Annotated in this window: 20 protein-coding genes; 13 read left to right on the top strand and 7 right to left on the bottom strand. The window is 64.4% G+C overall.

The features are described from left to right. Positions 1–23 precede the first annotated feature (23 nt). Positions 24–833 (bottom strand): ComF family protein, encoded by an 810-nt coding sequence (locus I6F37_RS29095; RefSeq protein WP_225153403.1) that lies wholly within the window; start codon positions 831–833, stop codon positions 24–26. A 64-nt stretch (positions 834–897) separates the two neighbouring features. Between I6F37_RS29095 and I6F37_RS29090 the strand changes: the two genes are divergently transcribed. Next, entirely contained in the window at positions 898–1,746 is an 849-nt protein-coding gene (locus I6F37_RS29090) for a methyltransferase domain-containing protein (RefSeq protein ID WP_225153401.1), read from the top strand. A gap of 120 nt (positions 1,747–1,866) precedes the next feature. On the opposite strand, the gene I6F37_RS29085 is transcribed toward I6F37_RS29090, so the two are convergent. Beyond that, entirely contained in the window at positions 1,867–2,277 is a 411-nt protein-coding gene (locus I6F37_RS29085; RefSeq protein ID WP_225113640.1) for a (deoxy)nucleoside triphosphate pyrophosphohydrolase, read from the bottom strand. Between the two features lie 137 nt (positions 2,278–2,414). On the opposite strand from I6F37_RS29085, the gene I6F37_RS29080 reads away from it, so the two are divergent. Next, on the top strand, positions 2,415–3,740 hold the full coding sequence (locus I6F37_RS29080) for a TadE/TadG family type IV pilus assembly protein (RefSeq protein WP_225153399.1): 1,326 nt from the start codon (positions 2,415–2,417) through the stop codon (positions 3,738–3,740). Positions 3,741–3,783: 43 nt separating this feature from the next. Here the strand turns inward: I6F37_RS29080 and argJ are convergent, their stop codons facing one another. Continuing rightward, positions 3,784–5,025 carry a bifunctional glutamate N-acetyltransferase/amino-acid acetyltransferase ArgJ gene (gene argJ / locus I6F37_RS29075; protein WP_036014660.1) on the bottom strand — a complete coding sequence of 414 codons (1,242 nt, stop codon included), beginning with the start codon at positions 5,023–5,025 and terminating at the stop codon, positions 3,784–3,786. 100 nt (positions 5,026–5,125) lie between these two features. Then, on the bottom strand, positions 5,126–6,040 hold the full coding sequence (locus I6F37_RS29070) for a peptidylprolyl isomerase (RefSeq protein ID WP_225145190.1): 915 nt from the start codon (positions 6,038–6,040) through the stop codon (positions 5,126–5,128). Between the two features lie 352 nt (positions 6,041–6,392). On the opposite strand from I6F37_RS29070, the gene secA reads away from it, so the two are divergent. Next, the gene (secA, locus tag I6F37_RS29065; protein WP_036014665.1) at positions 6,393–9,233 is read left to right on the top strand and encodes a preprotein translocase subunit SecA; all 2,841 of its coding nucleotides are present in this window, start codon (positions 6,393–6,395) and stop codon (positions 9,231–9,233) included. 457 nt (positions 9,234–9,690) lie between these two features. After that, complete coding sequence (locus I6F37_RS29060; RefSeq protein ID WP_074448072.1) at positions 9,691–10,095, top strand: DUF6006 family protein; 405 nt, start codon at positions 9,691–9,693, stop codon at positions 10,093–10,095. A gap of 86 nt (positions 10,096–10,181) precedes the next feature. Here the strand turns inward: I6F37_RS29060 and I6F37_RS29055 are convergent, their stop codons facing one another. Next, entirely contained in the window at positions 10,182–10,625 is a 444-nt protein-coding gene (locus I6F37_RS29055) for a MarR family winged helix-turn-helix transcriptional regulator (RefSeq protein WP_025032676.1), read from the bottom strand. 37 nt (positions 10,626–10,662) lie between these two features. On the opposite strand from I6F37_RS29055, the gene I6F37_RS29050 reads away from it, so the two are divergent. The 9 genes from I6F37_RS29050 (at position 10,663) to ligD (ending at position 20,291) form a co-directional block, all read left to right on the top strand. Further along, positions 10,663–10,917, top strand: coding sequence for a hypothetical protein (locus I6F37_RS29050; protein ID WP_162131185.1), 255 nt, complete (start codon positions 10,663–10,665; stop codon positions 10,915–10,917). Beyond that, positions 10,805–11,989 (top strand): substrate-binding domain-containing protein, encoded by a 1,185-nt coding sequence (locus tag I6F37_RS29045; protein ID WP_225153397.1) that lies wholly within the window; start codon positions 10,805–10,807, stop codon positions 11,987–11,989. The genes I6F37_RS29050 and I6F37_RS29045 overlap by 113 nt, the downstream gene beginning before the upstream one ends. A gap of 151 nt (positions 11,990–12,140) precedes the next feature. Continuing rightward, a complete protein-coding gene (locus tag I6F37_RS29040; protein WP_036014727.1) occupies positions 12,141–13,655 on the top strand; it encodes an amidase in 1,515 nt (504 codons plus the stop codon). Positions 13,656–13,691: 36 nt separating this feature from the next. Continuing rightward, entirely contained in the window at positions 13,692–14,549 is an 858-nt protein-coding gene (locus tag I6F37_RS29035; protein ID WP_025032673.1) for a branched-chain amino acid ABC transporter permease, read from the top strand. A gap of 4 nt (positions 14,550–14,553) precedes the next feature. Continuing rightward, a complete protein-coding gene (locus I6F37_RS29030; RefSeq protein WP_036014678.1) occupies positions 14,554–15,771 on the top strand; it encodes a substrate-binding protein in 1,218 nt (405 codons plus the stop codon). A 78-nt stretch (positions 15,772–15,849) separates the two neighbouring features. Further along, positions 15,850–16,953, top strand: a complete 1,104-nt coding sequence (locus I6F37_RS29025; RefSeq protein WP_036014681.1) for a branched-chain amino acid ABC transporter permease — start codon at positions 15,850–15,852, stop codon at positions 16,951–16,953. After that, positions 16,943–17,674 (top strand): ABC transporter ATP-binding protein, encoded by a 732-nt coding sequence (locus tag I6F37_RS29020; RefSeq protein ID WP_225127143.1) that lies wholly within the window; start codon positions 16,943–16,945, stop codon positions 17,672–17,674. Before I6F37_RS29025 ends, I6F37_RS29020 begins: the two co-directional genes overlap by 11 nt. Then, a complete protein-coding gene (locus I6F37_RS29015) occupies positions 17,667–18,362 on the top strand; it encodes an ABC transporter ATP-binding protein (protein WP_036014686.1) in 696 nt (231 codons plus the stop codon). Before I6F37_RS29020 ends, I6F37_RS29015 begins: the two co-directional genes overlap by 8 nt. A 111-nt stretch (positions 18,363–18,473) precedes the next feature. Beyond that, the gene (ligD, locus tag I6F37_RS29010; protein WP_225153395.1) at positions 18,474–20,291 is read left to right on the top strand and encodes a DNA ligase D; all 1,818 of its coding nucleotides are present in this window, start codon (positions 18,474–18,476) and stop codon (positions 20,289–20,291) included. Between the two features lie 20 nt (positions 20,292–20,311). On the opposite strand, the gene I6F37_RS29005 is transcribed toward ligD, so the two are convergent. Together I6F37_RS29005 and I6F37_RS29000 are read right to left on the bottom strand one after the other, a co-directional pair. Next, positions 20,312–21,847 (bottom strand): murein L,D-transpeptidase family protein, encoded by a 1,536-nt coding sequence (locus tag I6F37_RS29005; protein ID WP_225153393.1) that lies wholly within the window; start codon positions 21,845–21,847, stop codon positions 20,312–20,314. Positions 21,848–22,337: 490 nt separating this feature from the next. Then, positions 22,338–23,300, bottom strand: a complete 963-nt coding sequence (locus I6F37_RS29000) for an acetyl-CoA carboxylase carboxyltransferase subunit alpha (RefSeq protein WP_225153391.1) — start codon at positions 23,298–23,300, stop codon at positions 22,338–22,340. Positions 23,301–23,323 lie beyond the last annotated feature (23 nt).

The following is a 23,323-nucleotide window of genomic DNA, read 5'->3' as shown; positions in this document are numbered from 1 at the left end:
TCTCATGTCATGAATTCATTGAATTATATGGGACGGGGCCCGCTCTCGACAACCCGGGCAAAGACCAGCACGTCGACCTGGGCCGCCTTGGCGCGGAGCAGGGCCCGCGCGCAGGTGTCGAGCGTAGCCCCTGACGTCAGGACATCGTCGATCAGGACAACGCGGCGGCCCTGGATCTCGGCCTGACGGTCGGGAGATACCTGGAATGCGCCTTGCACATTGGTGGCGCGCTGGGCCCGCGACAGGCCGATCTGCTGCTCGGTGGCGCGCACCCGCCGCAGCACGTCGCCCCGCACCTTGATCCCGCTCTGCCGCTCGATGACGCGCGCGAGCGCGCCGGACTGGTTGTAACGGCGCCGCCAGGCCCGCCGCCAATGCAGGGGCACGGGCACCAGCATGTCGGCGCCGGTCAGCAACTCGCCGCCCGCGCGCGCCATCCAGCGGCCCATGGCCGGCGCCAGATCGGTACGGTCCTGATACTTCAGCGCATGCACCAGCGTGCGCGCGACGTCGTCGTAGCGCACCGCCGCGCGAGCGCGCTGGTAAGCCGGCGGGCTCGCGATCGCCTCCATCGACAGCATCTCGGGGCCGGGGTCGTAGACGAAGGGAATGCCGAGCCGCGGGCAATAGGGCCGCTCGATGAACGACAGCCGCGCCCAGCAGGAAGCGCAAACGCCCTCGCCATCAACCGGCTCCCGGCACGATACGCACTGTGTCGGCAGGGCGATGTCGAGCGCGAGCCGCGCCGCCCGCGCCAGCACGTGGCGGCCGGCCGTCCACGCGCTCCGCAGCGGTGCGGCGATGGAACGGATGGGGGGAGCGTCGGCTTCCATGTGGGGAGGCTAACGCTGCACGCAGCGGATTGCCAGAACTGTGGAGATCGGCGTAACCAGCGGCATGGTCCGGACCGCTCAAATCCCGCCCGCCTTGTTTGATCGTGCCTTGCTGCAGAGGCGGCAGCAGCGCGCCCAGGCCCAAGGCGCGGTCACATTCCTGCTCGAGCGGGTCGCCGAGGACATGTCCGACCGCTTGGCAGCGGTGATGCGGGAGTTTCACGCTCCCGCCGACCTCTGGACGCCCGGCGCGGGACTGGCGGCGTTGCGCACGCGGCTTCCCTCCATCGAACACATCGCGCTCGACGCGGCCGGCGCGGAGAAGTTGCCCCTCGCGGCTGAGAGCCTCGATCTCGTCGTCTCGGCGCTGGCGCTGCAATACGTCAACGACCTGCCGGGTGTGCTCGCGCAAATCCGCCGGGCACTCAAGCCGGACGGGCTGCTGCTTGCTGCCATGATCGGCGGCGACAGCCTCACCGAGCTGCGGCAGGCGTTTGCCGCGGCGGAAGCCGAATGCGAGGGCGGTGTGTCGCCGCGCGTGGCGCCGTTCGCTGACCTTCGCGACATCGGTGCGCTATTGCAGCGGGCAGGCTTTGCGCTGCCGGTGACCGACGTCGACCGTGTCGTGGTGCGCTATGCCAATGCGTTCGCCTTGATGCAGGATCTCCGCCGCATGGGTGCGGCAAATGTGCTGATCGAGCGGCGCCGCACACCGAGCCGGCGCGCGACGCTGCTGCGCATGGCCGAGATCTACGCCGAGCGTTTTGCCGATGCCGACGGCCGCATCCGCGCGACCTTCGACATCGTCTGGCTCTCGGGCTGGGCTCCGCATGCGAGCCAGCAGCAGCCGCTGAAGCCGGGGTCGGCGAAAGCGAGCCTGGCGGAGGCGGTGAAGAAGGCGGGGAAGGAGTGATCTTTCTCTTCCGTCATGGCCGGGCTTGTCCCGGCCATCCACGTCTTTCAGGCTGGCACGAAGGCCGTGGATGCCCGGGACAAGCCCGGGCATGACGCCAGAGAGCGGTACCCTTCGACCTCACATCAACAAATCGATCAGATGCGGGATCAGCGGAATGTCCGCGGGCGGCATCGGATAGTCGCGCAGTTTGTTGGCGCGGACCCAGGCAAGGTTCTGGCCCTCGCGTGCGGTGACCAACCCCTCCCAGCGCCGGCAGATATAGAGCGGCATCAGCAGATGGAAGGTCTCGTAACCGTAGCTGGCGAAGGTCAGCGGCGCGAGGCACGGCTCGGCGACGTCGATGCCGAGCTCCTCATGAAGCTCCCGGATCAGGCTCTGCTCCGGCCGCTCGCCCGGCTCGAGCTTGCCGCCGGGGAATTCCCACAGGCCGGCCAGGGCCTTTCCTTCCGGGCGCTGCGCGATCAGGACGCGTTTGTCGGCGTCGACGAGCGCGCAGGCCACCACCAGTGTCAGTTTGAGATCGGCCATGCGCGTCTGTCGCTCGCTGAGATCGTTTGCAACGGTTTGTTAACCTCGTTGCAGTCTACGTTTCCAACGTCACCATAAGTCATATTTAATCCGCAGTTCCTAGAGTGGGAACTCTTTAAACCACTCCAGGCCACCTCATGCGCGCTGCGCTTTCGGCTCTCCTCCGCCGGTTCGTTGACGACCGGCGCGGCAATATCGCAGTGATTTTCGCACTCGCCTGCGTTCCCCTGATCAGTGCGGTCGGCTGCGCCATCGACTATTCGCGCGCGACGCTGATCCGGTCCAAGCTTCAGGCCGCGGCGGATGCCGCCAGTGTCGGCTCGATCGCCAAGGCTTCGCCCGCCTTCAAGGCCGCCGGCAACATGACTGCGGACGGCTCGATTTCGGTCGGCGTCACGGACGCCACGAACATCTTCAATGCCAATCGCACCAGTCAGTCCGGCTACACGCTGACCGGCCTCACACCGACCGTGGTCAAATCCGGCTCGACCGTCACCGCGACGGTTTCGTTCACCGCAACTTTGAACACCATGTTCCTCGGCGTGATCGGCAAGTCGGTGCTGACGTTGAGCGGCACGTCGAAGGCGACGGCCAGCATGCCGCTCTATATCGATTTCTACCTGCTGCTGGACAATTCGCCGTCGATGGGCGTCGGTGCGACCCCGGCCGACGTGCAGAAGATGGTCAACAACACGTCAGACAAGTGCGCTTTCGCCTGCCACGATCTCAAGGACAAGAACAACTATTACGACCTTGCCAAGAAGCTTGGCGTGACCACCCGGATCGACGTGCTTCGGAGCGCCACCGAGTCCTTGATGGATACGGCAAACGCCACCGAGACCTATTCAAACCAGTTCAGAATGGCGATCTATGATTTCGGCGGCTCTGCAAGTTCGCTCGGCCTGCGCAGTCTGTTTTCGTTGTCGGCCTCTCTCTCCAGCGCCAAGTCGGCGGCCGGCAAGATCGACTTGATGTCGGTGAACGGCCAGAACGAGAATAACGATCAGGATACCCCATTCACCGCGGTCTTTCCCGCGATCAACGGCGAGATCAGCTCCCCCGGAAGCGGCACGTCGGCCAGTCCGCTCAAATACCTGTTCTTCGTGTCCGATGGCGTGGCCGATGAGAGCAACACCGGATGCCTGAAACCGCTCTCGGGCAGCACGCGGTGCCAGTCGCCGCTCAACCCTGCGCTTTGCAAGACGATGAAGGATCGCGGCGTCAAGGTCGCGGTGTTGTACACGACGTATCTCGCGCTGCCGACCAACCCCTGGTACATGAAGTGGATCGATCCGTTCAATGCCGGCCCCTATGGCCCGTCGCCGAACAGCCAGATCGCACAGAACATGCAGAGCTGCGCTTCGCCGGGCCTGTATTTCGAGGTCAGCCCGACGCAAGGCATCGCGGACGCCATGAACGCGCTGTTCAAGAAGGCGGTCGCGGACGCGCGGATCTCCGGATGATGGCGCTCACCTCTCCCCGTAAGAACGGGGAGAGGGAGAAGGCCTACGACCTGTAGTCCCCGTTGATCGCCACATATTCCTTGGTGAGGTCGCAGGTCATGACGCGGTCGCGGCCTTTGCCAAGGCCGAGCGAGACCAGAATCGCGATCTCCGGCGCCTTCATCGCTTCCGACACCTGCGCTTCGTCATAATCGGGATCGCGCGCGCCGCGCTTGGCGACGCGGATGCCGTTGAACGAGATCGACAGCTTGTCGCGATCGGCCGGCTCGCCGGCCTTGCCGACCGCCATCACCACGCGGCCCCAATTTGCGTCTTCGCCCGCGATCGCGGTCTTCACCAGCGGTGAGTTCGCGATCGACATCGCGATCTTGCGGGCGGAGGCCTTGGTCTTGGCGCCCTCGACGGTGATCTCGACCAGCTTGCGCGCGCCTTCGCCGTCGCGGGCGACCTGCTCGGCGAGATTGGCGAGCACCTGGTTGAACGCCTTGACGAAGGCCTTCAGGCGCGGGTCGCTGGCGCGGCTGATCTTCGGCGCGCCGTGCTCGGCGGCGGCGCCGGTCGCAAACGCCAGCAGCGTGTCGGAGGTCGAGGTGTCGCCGTCGATGGTCACGGCGTTGAACGTGTCCTCGACGCCGCTCTTGAGCAGCGCCTGCAGCGCGGCGGGCGCGATCGGCGCGTCAGTGAAGATGAAGGACAGCATCGTCGCCATGTCGGGCGCGATCATGCCGGCGCCCTTGGCCATGCCGTTGATGGTGACCTTGGCCTTGCCGAGCTTGACTGTCGCGGTCGCCACTTTCGGGAAGGTGTCGGTGGTCATGATCGCCTTGGCCGCGGCGAGGTAATCGCCGGGCTCGGCGGCTTCGGCGAGGCGGCCGAGCACGCCGTCGAACTTGGTGGCATCCAGCGGCTCGCCGATCACCCCGGTCGAGGCCAGGAAGATCTCGCTCTCGCTGCAGCCGACCGCCTTGGCCGCGATCTTCGCCGTCAGCGCGGTGGAGGCGCGGCCGGTCTTGCCGGTGAAGGCGTTGGCATTGCCGGAATTGACCACCAGCGCGCGCGCCTTGCCGCCCTTCAGCTTGGCGCGGCACCATTCCACCGGGGCCGAGGGACACTTCGACCTGGTGAAGACGCCGGCGACGGCAGTGCCCTTGTCCATCACCGCGAGCAGCACGTCGGTACGGTTCTTGTAGCGGATGCCGGCTTCAGCCGTCGCCAGACGGATGCCCGCGATCACGGGCATATCAGGGACGGTTTTGGGGGCGAGCGGAGAGACGGAGGAGGACATCGCGGGCGCCTTGGTAGGGTCTGGACATGCAGATGGCCGGGGGAGCCCCGGCCATTGCGACGTTAGATATACTTGGCGTCCGCGAAGTGACAGCGAATTCTTACTTCTTCGCCGGCGGCGCCATCTTGCTGTCGGACGGCTTCGCCTCCGGCTTGGCGTCCTTCGACGCATCCGGCGCCGGCTGGTCCAGCCGCTCGACCTTGGCTTCGGTACGCAGCTTGGCGACATACTCGGCCTGGGCCTTGCGGGTCACGTACTGCTCGATCTGGGCCTTGACCTGCTCGAAATCGGGCGCCTTGCGGTTGCGCTTTTCCTCGACCTTGATGATGTGCCAGCCGAACTGCGACTTCACGGGGTCGGAGATCTTGCCGGGCTCCAGCGAGAAGGCCACGGCCGAGAATTCCGGCACCATCTGCTCCTTGGTGAAGAAGCCGAGGTCGCCGCCATCGGCGGAGCCGGGGTCCTTGGACTTCTTCTTGGCGAGCTCGGCGAAATCGGCCCCCTTCCCGAGCTCGGCCTTCACCGCCTTGGCCTCGTCCTCGGTTTCGACCAGGATGTGGCGGGCGCGCACCTCCTGCTCGCCGGTGATCTGCTTGGCGGCCTCCTCATAGACCTTCTTCATGGCGTCCGGCGTGGTCGCGGCCTTGCCCTCGCTGGCGAGCAGGCTGTCCATCAGAAGCCGGTTGCGGGCGAATGCCAGGCGCTTCTTGAACTCCTCGCCGTCGGCGATCTTCTTGTCTTCGGCAGCCTTGCTGACGATCTTCATGTCGATCAGGAACGACAGGACGTTCTCGTCCTTGGTCGCCGGGTCCATCTGGGCAAGGCTCGGCCCGAGTTCCTCCTCGGCCATGGTGACGTCGCTCTTCTTGATTTCCGCGCCATTGACCTTCGCCAGCACCGGATCATCGGCGGCCCGGAGCGGGCCCGCAAACGCCAGGGACAGCGCCAGAGCGAGGCTGCCAGCCAGGGCGGACGCGGAGCGGAAGCGCTGGGTTGCCGGGAACGAGGTGGTCATGGAAAATCCTTATGTTGAAGCAGGGGGCTGCTCGAGCGGGGCGGACACTCGCCCAATCAGGGGGGCTTGGCAACGCGAAAAGTCTGTCAAAATGATGAATTAGCCGCACTGCGCCCGCCGTTGACAAGGCCCCGACCGGGCCATATCTCTGCGCGGTCGCGACCATGGCGATGGCGTTTATTTTGCTGCGTTTTTGGCCGTTGAACCCAGACTTGCCCAATTCCCACCCATATGGCGGATGTCCCCCGCAGTCCGGGCTCTGACGCCGCGAAGCGTCACGGTGAGTTGATAGGCGGGCGGGTGACAACTTCTTAGGCCCAACGCGGTTGAATCGCGAACACAGGAACCAGGCATGATCGGCGCGCTCGCCCGCAAGTTTTTCGGCTCCGCCAACGACCGGCGGGTGAAGGGATATCAGTCCCGCGTCAACGCGATCAATGCGCTGGAGCCCGAGGTCTCGAAGCTCTCCGACGAGGCGCTCAAGGCCCGCACCGCGGAATTCAAGCAGCAGCTCGCGAACGGCAAGACGCTGGACGATCTCCTCGTCCCCGCCTTCGCCACCGTGCGCGAGGCCGCCAAGCGCACGCTCGGCCAGCGCCATTTCGACGTCCAGCTGATCGGCGGCATGGTGCTGCACGAGGGCGACATCGCCGAGATGAAGACCGGCGAAGGCAAGACGCTGGTCGCGACGCTTGCGGTGTATCTGAACGCGCTCGCCGGCAAAGGCGTCCACGTCGTCACGGTCAACGACTACCTCGCCCGCCGCGACTCCGGCTGGATGGGCCAGATCTACGGCTTCCTCGGCATGACCACCGGCGTGATCGTGCACGGCCTCGACGATGCCGAGCGCAAGGCGGCCTATGCCTGCGACATCACCTACGGCACCAACAACGAATACGGCTTCGACTATCTCCGCGACAACATGAAGTACCGGCTCGAGGACATGGTCCAGCGGCCGCACTTCTTCGCCATCGTCGACGAGGTCGACTCCATTCTGATCGACGAAGCGCGCACGCCGCTGATCATCTCCGGCCCGCTCGACGACCGCTCCGACTTCTACAACACCATCGACGGCTTCCTGCCGAGGCTCGACAAGACCGACTACGAGGTCGACGAGAAGCAGCGCACGGTGACGCTGACCGAAGGCGGCATGGAGAAGATCGAGACGCTGCTGCGCGATGCCGGCCAGCTCAAGGGCGAGTCGCTCTACGACGTCGAGAACGTCTCCGTCGTGCACCACATCAACCAGGCCCTGCGCGCTCACACGCTGTTCACGCGCGACAAGGACTACATCGTCCGCGACGGCGAAGTCGTCATCATCGACGAGTTCACCGGCCGCATGATGCCGGGCCGCCGCTATTCGGAAGGCCTGCATCAGGCGCTGGAGGCCAAGGAGCACGTCCAGGTCCAGCCCGAGAACCAGACGCTGGCCTCGATCACCTTCCAGAACTACTTCCGCATGTACGAGAAGCTGGCGGGCATGACCGGCACCGCCGCGACCGAAGCGGACGAATTGTTCGACATCTACAAGCTCGAGGTCGTGGAGATCCCGACCAATCTGTCGATCGCGCGCCTCGACGAGGACGACGAGGTCTATCGGACCCAGAAGGAAAAATATCAGGCCATCCTCGCCGAGATCGAGCGCGCCAATGCGCGCCTGCAGCCGGTGCTGGTCGGTACCGCCTCGATCGAGAAGTCGGAGGTGCTCGCCGAATTCCTCAAGAAGAACGGCTACAAGCAGATCGATTTCGGCAAGGAGGGCGCGCTCGACAAGCTCTATGCCGCCGCCCGCGCCGGCAAGCCGGCGAAACTGTTCGCGGTGCTGAACGCGCGCTTCCACGAGCAGGAAGCCTACATCGTCGCCGAAGCCGGCGTGCCGGGCGCGATCACGATCGCCACTAACATGGCCGGCCGCGGCACCGACATCAAGCTCGGCGGCTCGCTGGAGATGCGCATCCAGCAGGAGACTGCTGATATCGCCGACGAGGCCGAGAAGGCCAAGAAGATCGAGCAGATCAAGGCCGATATCGAGCACTTCCGCGACATCGTGCTGAAGGCCGAGGAGACCGTCGAGGTCGAGCCGGCCAAGGGAAGCAAGCCTGCCAAGACCGTGAAGAAGCCCGGCGGCCTCTACATCATCGGCTCCGAGCGCCACGAGTCCCGCCGCATCGACAACCAGCTGCGCGGCCGTTCCGGCCGTCAGGGCGATCCCGGCCGCTCGAAGTTCTTCCTGTCGCTGGAAGACGACCTGATGCGCATCTTCGGCTCGGACCGTCTCGACAGCATGCTGCAGCGTCTCGGCCTGCAAGAGGGCGAGGCCATCATCCATCCCTGGATCAACAAGGCGCTGGAGAAGGCGCAGCAGAAGGTCGAGGCGCGCAACTTCGACATCCGCAAGAACCTGCTCAAGTTCGACAACGTCCAGAACGACCAGCGCAAGGTGATCTTCGACCAGCGCGTCGAGCTGATGAAGGACGAGAGCGTCGCCGAGACCGTCGCCGACATGCGCCACGCCTTCATCGACGACCTCGTCGCCAAGCACGTGCCCGAGCATGCCTATGCCGAGCAGTGGGACGTCGCCGGGCTCAAGGACGAATTGAAGCGCGTGCTCGATCTCGACCTGCCGGTCGACGAATGGGCCAAGGAAGAGGGCATCGCCGACGAGGAGCTGCTGACTCGCATCGAGACCAAGGCCGACGAGCACATGGCGGCGAAGGTCGCGCAATGGGGTCCCGACGTGATGCGTTACGTCGAGAAGACCATCCTCTTGCAGACGCTCGACCATCTCTGGCGCGAGCACCTGATCATGCTCGACCATCTGCGCCAGGTCATCGGCCTGCGCGGCTACGGCCAGCGCGATCCGTTGCAGGAGTACAAGACCGAAGCCTTCAATCTCTTCCAGGAGATGAGCGCTCACTTGCGCGAGGCCGTCACGGCGCAGCTGATGCGCGTCGAGATCGTCCCGCCGGAGCAGGAGGCCCCCGTCCTGCCGCCGATGGAGGCGCACAAGTTCGATCCGAACACCGGCGAGGACGAGATGGCTCTCGCCAGCGTCACCCTGGGCGCCCAGGCCACGGATGCGTCGATGCGCGACCCGAAGAACCCGACCAGCTGGGGCAAGGTCGGCCGCAACGAGGACTGCCCGTGCGGTAGTGGCAAGAAGTACAAGCACTGCCACGGGCGGTATGCTTGATCGATGATCTCAAAACCCAGCGAACTCGCGGTGTTGGCTTGGCCCACGAGTTCGCCAGGCGTCGAATGCTCCGGTCTTCCGTTGCATAACGAATGGTAGGCGCACGCCATTGAGGATGGCTGGCGCACAATTGTCAGACGGTCCTTTATCCGTCACGCGCGGCTGAGCACGCTTCAGTCATCTGGCAACCCGCCTCAGCGCCTGTTCCTGTGATCACTCCGGAGTGCTGCTGCTTCTGCAGATGGCCGGCGGCCACTCGCTCGCGCGGCTGCGTCGCTGAAGAACTCTTCACCCGGAGAGCCAATGGTCAAAGCGCGGCATCGCGTCTCGGCGAACGCCCTCGGGTAGACCATCCAATTTTTTACCACTGCTCATTGTGATCTGGATCACCGCTACAGAGCTCAATCCGTGGTTTGATTGAATCACGAGACGTGGCCTGAAAATTGGGAGCCAGACAATGTCCAAACGCGCGCTGCCAACCGCCTTTTGTGTCCTTGCCCTGAGTTTTTACGCCTGCGGTTCCGCCCCTGCGAGCCAAGTGGGCGGATGGTGGGGCGGAACATGGTCGTGCAACATCGACGGCCGCCCGGCCCGGATGAAATGGGCCGCCGTCGATGACAGTCAGACAACCTGCAACGGCAACACTTGCACCAGCACTTCGGGAGCACGCTGGTCAGGCCGCTTCTCAGATAATGGCTCGCGATGGGTGAAGTTGACAAATCCACGCACCGGAACCCAGGGCGGCGTGTACTTCAACCATGCCGACGGCAACAAATGGTATCTAGCCAAGCCGGTCAGCAACAAGGCCGTGGGCTGGACGACATGGAATGGCCAACGCTATCGCCTCTCGTGCTGGCGATGATGCGCGAGTGCTTTCCTCTGGCTATGCATTGAAACGGCAGATGTGTGTGTGCGCTTCGCAAGGCGCCACGCTCCACTTCACGAGGTCTAATTCGAGCTGTCGATCAAGCTCTCCAGCAGCCGCTTGAGCTCGCTCGTCGACTTGTCGCCGTAGCTCTCCAGGATGTGCTCCTCCTGGTCGACCGCGAGCGAGTTGAGCTTCTTGCACAGCACCTTGCCGCGGTCGGAGATGAACATCAGCACCTTGCGGCGGTCGTTCGGGTCCTGCACGCGGTAGACCAGCGTGTCGGAGACCATGCGGTCGATCATCTTCGTGAGCGTCGGATGGTTGAGCAGCACGGCGTCCGCGAGCTCGCCCATCGAATGGCCCTCGCCATCCGACAGCACTTTCAGGATGCGCCATTGCTCGACCGGCACGCCCTCCTTGCTCAACCTCAGTTCGAGCTGCCGGTTGATTTCCCGGTTGGCTTGCGCGAGCAGGTAAGCGAGGTGTTCGGTGATTGGGGAATTTTGTTTCGGCGGTTTTGCCACGGCTGAGACTTCGCCTTGACCCAAATGAGTGAATGTCTTGCAATCGATGCTGCATCTATATGCACTTCAATTCTTGAATATTCAATATTTTCAAAATAAGATCATTGCCCAACAAAAGGGCGGAAGCCGCGGCCGCCTGCTCAATGTGCTTTCAGGTCTGGCCTCAGACAGGAGTTGGCGTGCGCGCGACGGTGAACTTCCCGGCTCACGGCGGCTCGGCGTTACCGCCGTCCTTGCTGTTCAGGAATCTGTCGTCTTCGGCAGCTGGCGGTGCCTTGTCGCCGCACGGTGACGCCTTGTTCAAGCGCCGCGGCGTCAGCAAGCTGCGCGTCGGCGGCTTCATCTGCTGCACCGGCTCGCCTGGCGTGTGGGGCCCGTGTGCCACGAACAGCGCGCAGCTTGCCGTCGCCGAGATCAACAAGCGCGGCGGCATTCTCGGCCGCGAGCTCGAGCTGTCGATCTACGATGCCGGCGGGCCGTTGGATGAGGTTCTGGACCGCGCCGAGCAGGCAATCGCATTCGACGAGGTCGATCTGATCGTCGGATTGCACACCAGCGCGGTTCGCGTGGGCCTCCGCGACGTCACCACACGCCACCGCATTCCCTATATCTACACGCCGGTCTACGAGGGCGGCGAGCGCACGCCCGGCGTGATGGCGATCGGCGAGACGCCGCGCTGGCAGAGCCGCCCCGCCATCCATTGGCTCGCGGACGTCAAGAAGGCCAAACGCTGGTACCTGATCGGCAGCGACTACGTTTGGCCCTGGCAATCGCATCGCGCGGTGAAGAACTACATCAAGGAAACCGGCGGCCGCGTCGTCGGCGAAGAGTTCGTCCCGCTCGGCGAAGACAATCACGGGCCGCATCTGGCGCGGATCCGCGCCGCCAAGCCCGATGTCGTGCTGATCTCGCTGATCGGTACCGACAGCATCACCTTCAACCGGGCCTTCGGCGAATGTGGGCTAGGCGCCACGACGCTGCGGCTCGCGGGCGCGATGGACGATACCGTGCTACTCGGCATCGGCGCCGACAACAGCGAGAACATGTTCTGCGCTTCCGGCTACTTCACCGGCACCGGCGCGCGCGCCAATGACGACTTCCAGAGCCGTTATCACGCGATGTTCGGGCCGAATGCGCCGCCGATCGGCTCGGTGGGGCAATCGAGTTACGAAGGCCTGCGCTTCCTCGAAGCCGTTGCGAACAAGGCTGGTTCGCTGGCGATGCGGCCGCTGCTCGCGGCCGGCCGCAACATCGTCTACAGCGGCGCCCGCGGTCGGGTTACCGTCTGCAACGGGCACGTGCGGATGCCGATGCATCTCGCCGAGGCCGACGGTCTCGATTTCAAGCTGATCAAGCCGCTCTGACCGCCTCGCGGCTAGACCGGCCGGCGCATTTGCAAAATAATACTTGAAAAGGAAAATATTTCCGTTTTGAATGTTTCGGCGAGGCCGCGGGTGCGTGCGTCGCGCCGGGGCGGCCACGCCCAACGTTGCAAAGAACTTCAAGGAGAGCGCCGTGACAGTTGCCCTTCCCACGCCAGCCCAACTTCGCAGTGTCGCCGAGCAATGCGGTCTTTCGCTCACCGATGACGACGTCGCCTCGTTCCGCGGTCTCATGCAGGGCTCGATCGAAGCCTACAATCTCGTTGCCGCGATGCCGGACGAATTGCCCGAAGTGAAATATCCGCGCACGCCGGGCTATCGGCCCTCGGCGGAGGAGAACCCGCGCAATGCCTGGTATCGCAAGTCGACAGTGAAGGGCGCCGCCAGCGGCAAGCTCAAGGGCAAGACCATCGCGCTGAAGGACAACATCATGCTGGCCGGCGTGCCCATGACCAACGGCTCGTCGACCTTGGAAGGCTATGTGCCCGATTTCGACGCCACCATCGTCACGCGCATGCTGGATGCCGGCGCCGAGATCAAGGGCAAGGTGCATTGCGAGCATTTCTGCCTGTCCGGCGGCAGCCACACCGGCTCCTACGGGCCGGTGCATAATCCGCACAAGATGGGCTACTCGGCCGGCGGCTCGTCGTCGGGATCGGGCGTCGTGGTCGCGCTCGGCGAGGTCGACATGGCCATTGGCGGCGACCAGGGCGGCTCGATCCGCATGCCGTCGTCGTTCTGCGGCATCTACGGCATGAAGCCGACCTGGGGCCTCGTCCCCTACACCGGCATCATGCCGATCGAGATCTATGTCGATCACACCGGTCCGATGACGGCAACGGTCGAAGACAATGCGCTGCTGCTCGAGGTGCTCGCCGGGGACGACGGCTACGATCCGCGCATCAAGGCTCCGAAGGTCGAGGAATACACCAAGGCGCTAGGCCAGGGCGTCAAGGGCATGAAGATCGGCATCGTCAAGGAAGGCTTCGAGCAGCCGACCGCCGAGTCCGCCGTGAACGAAAGCGTGCGCGAAGCCGCAAAGCGCTTTAGGGATCTCGGCGCCACGGTCGAGACCGTCTCGATCCCGATGCACCTGATGGGCGGGGCGATCTGGACGCCGATCGGCACGGAAGGCCTGACCCAGACCATGATGTTCGGCGACGGCTACGGCCTCAGCCGCGGCGATCTCTATTCGACCTCGCTGATGGATTTCCATCGCGGCTGGCGTCGGCAGGCCGACTCGCTGTCCGAGACCACGAAGCTGTTCATGATGCTCGGCACCTACATCAACAACAATTTCGGCCCTCGCTTCTACGGCAAGGCCCTCAACATCTCGCGCCGGCTGACCGCGGCCTACGACAAGGCGTTTGGGGATTACGACCTGCTCCTGATGCCGACGACGCCGATGAAGGCGACCAAGCTGCCGGAGCCCAATGCCAGCCGCGAGGAATATGTCGCCCGCGCGCTCGAGATGATCTCCAACACCGCGCCGTTCGACATCACCCACCATCCGGCGATGTCGCTGCCCTGCGGCATGGTCGACGGCCTGCCCGTCGGCCTGATGCTGGTCGGCCGCATGTTCGAGGAATCCACGATCTACCGCGCCGCCCATGCCTTCGAGCAGATCGGCGACTGGAAGAAGATGTGAGGAAACCTTTGCTTCAACTCGGCGGAAACGCAACGCATGGCTAACGCGTTCGTCGCGGCGTTCGAGATCCTGAGCTTCGGCGCGATCATCGTCCTGATCGTGCTGGGGCTCGGGATCATCGCCAGCATGATGGGCATCTTCAACTTCGCGCAGGGCGAGTTCGTCCTGCTCGGCGCCTACATCACCTATCTCGCTTATGCCAAGGGCCTGCCGATCTGGGCGGGCATGGTTGCAGCGCCTTTCGTCGTCGGTGCGCTCGGCTTCGTGCTGGAGGCGCTGATCATCCGGCGATTCTACGCCGCGCCGATCGTTGCCATGCTCGGCACCTATGCGCTCGGCCTGATCATCCGCGAAGCCGTTCGCGGGCTGATCGGCGGCTTCTATCTCACCGTGCCGGAGCCGATCGGCGGCTCGATCGACATCGGCGCCATGCATATCTCGGCGTGGCGCTTCACCATCATCGTCATCACGCTGCTGGTGATGGGCCTCTGCTATCTCTTGCTGTCGCGCACCAGCTTCGGCCTGCGCGTGCGGGCGACGTTGGAGAACCCGTCGCTGGCGCGTGCGTCAGGCATCTCGACGCCGCTGATCTACGGCGCCACCTTTGCCTTTGGCGCTGCACTCGCCGGCCTTGCCGGCGCGCTGATCGTGCCGGTGTTCAGCCTGTTTGCCGATCTCGGCCTGCGCTTCCTGATCCAGGGTTTTGTCGCGGTCATGGTCGGCGGGGTCGGCTCCTTCATCGGCCCGGTCGCGGGCGCCGGCGTCATCGGCACGCTGAGCGCGGCGCTGCCCTGGGTAATGGCACCCGTCGTCGCCGACGTGCTCGTCTTCGTGCTCGCCATCGTCTTCATCAAATTCCGTCCGCAAGGTCTCATCGCTGGAAAAGGGGTTTAATCACATGCTCGATCGTACTCAGCTCACGCGACGTCGTTTCCTGTCCAATTTCGCCTTTGCATCCGGCGCGGTCGCAACCGGCGTCGGCAGCTGGGTGATTCCGGCGCCCTGGGCCAATGCGGCCGAGGCGCCGATCAAGGTCGGCATCGCCACCGATCTCACCGGCCCGATCGCCTATGCCGGCAACGCCGACGCCAACGTCGCGAAAATGGTGATCAAGGAGATCAACGCGGCCGGCGGCCTGCTCGGCCGTCCGCTCGAGCTCTATATCGAGGACACCGCGTCCAACGAATCCGTCGCCGTCGGCAACGTGCGCAAGCTGATCCAGCGCGACAAGGTCGACATGGTGCTCGGTGGTATCACCTCGTCGATGCGCAACGCGATCAAGGACCCGATCGTCGCGCGCGGCAAGACGCTCTACATCTATCCGCAGCTCTACGAGGGCAAGGAGTGCACGCCCTATTTGTTCTGCACCGGCCCGACGCCGGCGCAGCAATGCGACGAGTTCATTCCCTGGCTGATCAAGAACGGCGGCAAGAAGTTCGCGCTGCCCAGCGCCAATTATGTCTGGCCGCACACGCTCAACGTCTACGCCCGCAAGGTGATCGAATCCAATGGCGGCGAGGTCGTGTTCGAGGAATATTACCCGCTCGACCAGGTCGACTTCTCCGCGACCGTCAACCGCATCATCTCCAACAAGGTCGACGTCGTCTTCAACACCGTCATCCCGCCCGGCGTCGGCCCGTTCTTCAAGCAGCTCTATGAAGCAGGCTTCCTCAAGAACGGCGGGCGCCTGGCCTGCGTCTACTACGACGAGAACACGCTCAACATCAACCAGGCCGCCGAGATCGAAGGCCTCGCCAGCTGCCTCGACTATTTCAAGGTGCTGACCAAGGAGAACCCGTTCGACGCCAAGATCCAGGCGGCCTATGAAAAGGATTTCCCGGGCAACTTCCTGTTCGCCGCCGGCAGCGCTGCCACCGGCACCTATCGCGGCCTCAAGCTGTGGGAAGCCGCGGTCAAGGAAGCCGGCAAGATCGACCGCGAGTCCGTGGCCGCCGCGCTCGACCATGCCAAGATCGCCGAAGGTCCGGGCGGACCCGCCGAGATGGTGCCGGGCAAGCGGCACTGCAAGATGAAGATGTACACCGCCGTCGCCAAGAGCGGAAATTACGAGATCGTCGGGCGCAGCAACGGCCTCGTCGATCCCAAGGAATGCTGATTTTCGCCTCTCCCCTCTCGGGGAGAGGTGAATCCCGCCGTGATTGACACGGCTGCCTCTGACGATGTTGAACTCGGAATGCTGAAGCCGATGAGTGTGGTAAGAGAGGCCATCGTCGCCGACGTGGACGACGAAATGGACGGTGCGATGGCTGAGGGCGCAGCGGCGGAACGGGCCAATGACCGGGACAAGGCAGGACGAAAAATCCTGCCTGTCATCGAGGGCCTCGTGCTCCTCGCGGCGCTACTCGCGCCCCTGGTGCTGCAGGACTATCTCACGGTCTTCGCGACGCGCGTGATCATCCTCGCGCTGTTTGCGCTGTCCTTCGACCTGGTCTGGGGCTATGCCGGCATCATGAGCTTCGGCCAGGCGCTGTTCTTCGGCTCGGCCGGTTACGGCGTCGCCCTGCTCGCGCGCGACCTCGACATCACCAACATCTTCCTGGTGTTGCCGGCAGGCACGCTGATCGGCCTCACCTTCGCGCTGCTGCTCGGCGGCTTCCTGCTGCTGGGACGGCATCCCTCCAGCGTGATCTTCGTCTCGCTCGGCACGCTGACCGGCTCCTACGCCGCCGATCGGCTCGCGCGCGGCTGGTACTATCTCGGCGGCCAGAACGGCATCCCCTCGATCGCGCCGATGTCGCTTGGGTCATACGACTTCACGGAAGGCCCAGCGTTCTATTATCTCGTGCTCGGCATCCTCGTCGTGGTCTATCTGCTCTGCCGCTTCCTGGTGCGCTCGCAATTCGGCCTTGCGCTCGCAGGCCTGCGCGAGAACGAGCAGCGCATCGCCTTCTTCGGCTACAAGGCGCAGCATCTCAAAGCCATCATCTTCACCATCGGCGGCGCCGTCGCAGGCCTCGCCGGCAGCCTCTATGCCTTCCACGAAGGCTTCGTCTGGCCCAACATGGTGGGCGTCGTGGTTTCGACCCAGGTCGTGCTCTATGTGCTGTTCGGCGGCTCCGGCACGCTGATCGGTGCCGTCGTCGGCGCTGTCATCGTCGAGGGCGTCAGCTTCTGGCTTTCGGACAATTACCGCGAGATCTGGCCGATCATCCTCGGCCTGCTGCTCCTGCTCGTGATCCTGTTCCGGCCGCTCGGCCTGATCAGTTTTGTGCTCGGCGAGCGCGAACGCGTCGGCAGCTTTGGTGCCAAGCAAAAGGAGAGGCGCAATGCTCCTTGAAGCGGCCGGCATCAAGAAGGTCTTCGGCAAGCTCACCGCGCTCGACGGCGCAGCCCTCACGGTCGGCGAGAATGAGTTTCACGGCCTGATCGGCCCGAACGGCTCGGGCAAGAGCACGCTGATGAAGTGCATCGCCGGCGCCGAAGTGCCGACCCAAGGCAAGGTCTCCTTCGTCAACACCGACATCACCGCGTTCACGCCGACCGAACGTGCGCGCGCCGGCATGAGCCTGAAATTCCAGATCACATCCGTGCTGCCGTCGCTCACGCTCTACGACAACATCCTGCTCGCGCTGCAGGCGCAGTCCTCGCTGTTCGACCTCGTGTTCTCGCGCACGCGCGGTGCGTTGCACGACCAGGTCATGTCCATGCTGACGCAGTTCCGTCTCGCCGACCGCGCCTTCGATGCGGCCGCTGCGCTGTCGCACGGCCAGCAGCAATGGCTGGAGATCGCGATGGCGCTCGCCGGCAAGCCGAAGCTCCTATTGCTCGACGAGCCCACCGGCGGCATGAGCCTGGAAGAGCGCCGCGTCACCGGCGAGCTGCTGCAGCCGATCAAAAAACATTGCTCGCTGGTCATCGTCGAGCACGACCTCGATTTCATTCGCGACATCTGCGATCGCCTCACCGTGCTCGACCAGGGCAAGGTGCTGGCAACAGGCACGGTGTCCGAGATCCAGACCAACACATCCGTCCAGGAGATCTATCTGCGCCGTGCCTGAATTTTTGGACATCAAGCATCTCGATGCCGGCTACGGCCGCAGCCAGGTCCTGTTCGACGTCAGCCTCGGCATTCCCTGGCGCGGCGGTGTTGCCGTGCTCGGCCGCAACGGCGCCGGCAAGACCACGCTGATGAAGACCATCGTCGGCGAGCTGCCGGCATGGAAGGGCGAGGTCGCCTTCGACGGCCGCGACATCAGTCGCCGCGCCACCCAGGAGCGCGTCCGCGCCGGCATCGGCTACGTGCCGCAGGAGCATTCGGTGTTCGCGCGCCTGTCGGTGCGCGACAATCTCGCCGTCGGCTCGCTGGCTAAGAAGGATTCCTCCGCCATCGACCGCGTGCTGGCGATCTTCCCAAAGCTCGGCCAGCGCCTCGACCAGCCCGCCGGCACGCTTTCCGGCGGCGAGCGCAAGATGCTCGCGATCGGCCGCGCCATGCTCGGGGATCCAAAACTGCTGCTGCTGGATGAGCCCACCGAGGGCGTCTGGATCGGCGTCATCGAGGAGATCACCGAGCGCCTGATCGAGCTTGCCAAGAGCATCGCCGTCATCATCGTCGAGCAGCACCTCGACCTCGCTTTGCGAGTCGCCGACTACGCCTATGTGCTCGACCGCGGCCGCGTCGCGCTGCAGGGCGACGCCGGCGAGGTGAAAGGCAGTCCGGAGCTGATGCGGTATCTGGCGCCTTAGCGCGCGGCGCCCCTCGCACTGCGAAATATTCGGGTTGTTCAAGAGCTTCGCGGCATTCCATCGATTTTATTTCAGATCGGAACGAATCTGTCGGGCCGCGTTGAATCCCGCATGTGTGCCGTTGCGTTGCGTCAGTCGGGACTATCGCGCCTAGCCGGCGCGCGGAAGATTCCGATTCCATCATACATCGTGCCATGCGATCCCACGCTACGCGAGAACCCGCCGCAAGGCAGCGGCTGGGTGTTCGAGATAAAAGCCGACGGCTATCGCGCGCAACTTCACCTGCAGGCGGGCGCGGCGACGGTCTATTCGCGCGCCGGATACGATTGGACCGAGCAGTTCTCGTCAATTGCAGCCGGCGCGCGAAAGCTCAGAGCCGGGAGTGCGATCATTGATGGCGAGGCCGTTGTCTACGGCAGTAATGGCCGGCCGGACTTCCAGCAGCTGCGGCGCGAGCTCGGCGCCAAGCAGAGCCGCCGCATTCGCTATCACGCGTTCGATCTATTGTATCTTGACGGATACGATTTGCGCGGCGTCGGCTTTGTCGAGCGCAAGCAGCTGCTACAGCGGCTCCTGAAAGAAGCGCCCGAGACTTTCATCTACGTCGAGCACGTCGAAGCCGACGGCGAGCAAATCCTTCGCCATGCTTGCAGGCTTGGCCTCGAAGGGCTGCTCGCCAAGCGCGCGGACGCACCTTATCGCTCCGGACGGCAGGAAGCCTGGCTCAAGCTGAAATGCAAGAAGAGCGAGACGTTTCCGATCGTCGCATTCGTCGAAAAGCTGGGCGCGTACCCGCGCAAGGTGGCTTCGCTTTACGTCGGGCATCACGAGGATGGGCGCCTGCTTTATGCCGGCAAGGTCCGCACCGGATACACCGAGGCGACCGCGCGTGAATTGCGTGAACGGCTTGACCCACTGATCCGGCGCGATTCTCCGCTCGATCTGCCGGTAAAGAAGCCCAAGGCTACGTGGGTTGAGCCCGTGGTGAATGCCGAGGTGGAGTATGGCGCCCTGACCGACGATGGCCTGCTGCGTGAAGCCGTATTCAAGGGCCTGCGCGACGATCTTGCGCCGCGGAAGGTCAGGGCGCCCCGGTTGATGCCTTCATCGGTCAGACGGCCGAAGCTCGGCGTTCCCAAAGAGAATATCCTGCAGCTGCTGCCCGATGCGATCGTGCCGTCCAAGGAAGAGCTCGCGCGTTACTGGAAGCGCGTCTGGAAGAAGGCGCTGCTGCATCTAGGACATCGACCGCTCAAGCTGGTGCGGCACGTGCACGGCACGACGTTCTATCACAAGGGGCCGCTGCCGAAGGACATTCCGCAAGCGGTGCACCAGCTACGCATCCGAAAGCGCGAAGGCGGCGAAGGCACGCGGCTTTGGGTGGACAGCCTTGACGGTTTCCTGGGACTCGTCGAGATCGGCGCAGTCGAATTGCATCCCTGGAATTCGACTGTTGAGGATTTCGAGCACGCCGATCGCATCGTGATCGACCTTGATCCCGGCGAGGGCGTCGAATGGGATGCTGTGATCGAGACCGCCCTGGAACTTCGCGCGCTAATGAGCCGTGAGGGGTTTGCGACTTGGCCCAAGTTGACCGGTGGCCAGGGCATTCATCTGACGGCGCCGCTTGAGGTGGCAATGCTGCACGATCAGGCGCATCGCGTGGCGCGCAGTCTCGTGGCCGATTTCGCATTGCGTCGGCCGGACCGCTACGTCCTCGCGGCCCAGGCCAGGCGCAGCGGCCGCATTTTTCTCGACTATTTGCGCAACGGCCGCGGTACCACCGCGATCGGCACCTTCTCGCCGCGGGCACGCGAGAACTTTCCCATTGCTGCACAGGTGACATGGAAGCGGATCGAAAGCGGCATAGTGCCCGACGCGTTCACGATTCACAGTCCCTACCGTGCGGTGCGGAGGAAAGAGCGATAATTGCGCGCTCGGGCGCTAGCCTACTTCACCGCCGAGAAGCGGCTGTCGAACGAGTTCGACTGCACCACCGGCGCGGCGCCTGATATCATCGGGGTGCTATCGCCCGCGCCGTCGCTCACCGATGGCTTCAGCGCCGGACGCGTTGCGGCAAGGCGGGTATCGGGCTTCGGCGGCTCGGCCGGCTTGGCGGCTGCTACGGCCGGCTTCGGCGTATCCTTCGCCGCCTCCTTGACTGAATCCTTGGACTTGTCATGTCCCGGCACGAAGCGGGTCACGGCGGCCTTGAGTCGCGAGGCGGCCGTGGCCGGCGTCGTGGACGTCTGGGCGGCCGGGGCCACGGACGCGGTGGCTTGCGGCGCAGGCGTCGCGGTCGCGGTGGTGTCGGCGGTGCCGAGCCCCATCTTGCGGCCGAGATTGGAGAAGAAGCCGCCGCTTTCAGATTTCGCAGCGGGCGCCGCCGCGGCAACGCGGGTGCTCGCGGCAGGCGCGCTGACGGCGACCACCGGCTCTTCCCGCGGCGCCGGCGCACTTGCCACCGCATCGAGGTTCGGCTTGGGCGGGTTGACGTGGCCGGGGATCGTGCCCGGCGCCTTCGCCATGGCGAGCATCTGCAGCGTGGTGCCTTCGGCACTCTCGGACAGGCCGGTCGAGCCTTCCGGAATTTTGGCGGCGAACACCTTGTGCATGCCGCCGTCAATGCCGGTGTTCATCCGCGCCACCGGCGTGCCCTTGGCGACGAGCCTTGCATATTCCGTCTCGTCCTTGGCCTGCTTCTCGCGGACCGCGCTGGCGATCTCTTCGGGGATCACATAGGCCGGACATCTGGCGGAGGCGTCGAACACCAGATCGCGCTTGGCGTCCGCCGGCTTGGCGGCGTCGAACACGTATCTCTTCTCGCAGAAATCGACCTTCGGCTCCTGCCGCGTCACCTCGAAATGATCATAGCCTTCTTTGATCATCTTCCAGAACGGCATGTTCGGATTGTTCCGGTGCCTGGCCATGTTCACCGGCGTCATCTTGAACGGATAGGCCTGCAGCTGGAACGCCTTCTGGCCGCCGAAGAAGGACTCGCGGCCGAGCGAATAAATCTCCGCGATCTGCTCGTCCGTCATCGCGTAGCAGCCGCGCGACGAACAATCGCCATGCACCATCAGCTGCGAGCCGGTGCGGCCCAGCGCCTTGTCGAACGCGTTCGGGTAGCCGGTGTTGAACGAGAGGTAATAGGACGATTGCGGATTCATCTGGCTCGGATTGATCGAGTAGAATCCCTCCGGCGCCTGGCGGTCGCCTTCGCGCACCTTGGGGCCGAGATCGCCCGACCAGCGGCAGATCGGATAGGTCTTGAGCAGCGCGAACTGGCCCGAGCGGGTCTGCTTCCAGACCTCGAGCTCGGCCTCCTGCTTGAACAGGCGGACCAGGATCGGCGATTGCAGGTCCATGTCCTTCTCGGCCATCGCGGCGATCAGCTTCGGCGGCACCGGCTGATTGGCCTTGGCGTTGGTTGCAAGCGAGACCTGATCGGTGTTGCAGCCGGCGAGCAGACCGCCGGCCGTCATCAGCGCAACCGAAACCAAGAGCGCGCGAGCAAGCGAACGAGAAATCAAGATGGACCCCACACCGTGCCGGGCATTGAAGCGCGAACCCCAATTATTCCGAAGCGCAATCCGACCGGTAAACCGACCCGCCGAGACGGGCCCGGTCAGACCCCGCTCCAGCGCTTATGCCCTGAAGCCATTGATTAAAATTCTAACCTCTGGGTCATGTGGTCGCAACCCGAGCGGGGATCACGAGGGCGTTGGCCCAGTGGCATGGTCAACGAAGACTAAATGGACGCGACTTGGGACGGAACTTGGGCTTTCGGGCCGAGGGGACTCAGATCGCCGATTTGGGCAAAAAAAGGGTTAAGGCGGGGTTACCGGGGGCTGCTCGAAAGGCCTGGTAGGGTGGGCAAAGGCGCGAAGCGCCGTGCCCACGAGCCGTTCGTACAGCCGGGATTGGTGGGCACGCTTCGCTTTGCCCACCCTACGAGAGCGGAATCGAGGCGAATCAGCCCAGTTTGCGGCCGATATCGAGGAATTTCTGCCGCCGCTGCTTGCGGATGGCATCCCTATCAAAGTTCCGGAGCTCGTCGAACGCCTTGGCGATGGCCTCGCCCGTGGTGGCGATCATGGCGGCGGGGTCGCGGTGGGCGCCGCCGACCGGCTCCTTCAGGATGGCGTCGATCACGCCGAAGCGGAGCATATCCTGGGCGGTGATCTTCATGTTGTTGGCGGCTTCCTGCGCCTTGGTGCCGTCGCGCCAGAGGATCGAGGACGCCGCCTCCGGCGAGATCACGCTGTAGATCGCGTGCTCGAGCATCAGGACCTTGTTGGCCGTGGTGATGGCGATGGCGCCGCCCGACATGCCCTCGCCGGTGATGATCGCGACGTTGGGCACGGTCAGCGCCAGGCACGCATCGGTCGAGCGCGCGATGGCTTCCGCCTGGCCGCGCTCCTCGGCGCCGATGCCGGGATAGGCGCCGGCCGAATCGGCGAGCGACAGCACCGGCAGGCCGAACCGCTCGGCCATCTCCATCAGCCGCACGCATTTGCGATACCCTTCCGGCCGCGCCATGCCGAAATTGTGCCGGATGCGGCTCTCGGTGGAATCGCCCTTTTCCTGGCCCATCACGCAGATCGGCTCACCGCGGAAGCGGCCGAAGCCGGCGACCAGCGCCTCGTCCTCGCCGAACTTGCGGTCGCCGGCGAGCGGGGTGAATTCGGTGATCAGGCCCTTGATGAAGTCGTTGAAATGCGGCCGCTGCGGATGCCGCGCCACAAGCGTCTTCTGCCACGGCGTCAGGTTCGCATAGAGGTCGGCCAGCGCCTGCGCCGCCTTGTCCTCGATCCGCCCGACCTCGTCGCTGATGTCGGTGCCGGTGGCGGCGAGCGCGCGCAATTCGTCGACCTTGGAGTCGAGCTCGGCGACGGGCTTTTCGAAGTCGAGATAGCTGCGCATCTGGTCTAGCATCAACTCAATATAGGGGGACGGGG

The organism is Bradyrhizobium sp. NBAIM08 (genome assembly GCF_020193935.1).
In the GTDB taxonomy this organism is placed as follows: Bacteria; Pseudomonadota; Alphaproteobacteria; order Rhizobiales; family Xanthobacteraceae; genus Bradyrhizobium; species Bradyrhizobium yuanmingense.
Note: the sequence above shows the minus strand (reverse complement) of the source record. Positions and strands in the feature narration are given on the sequence as shown.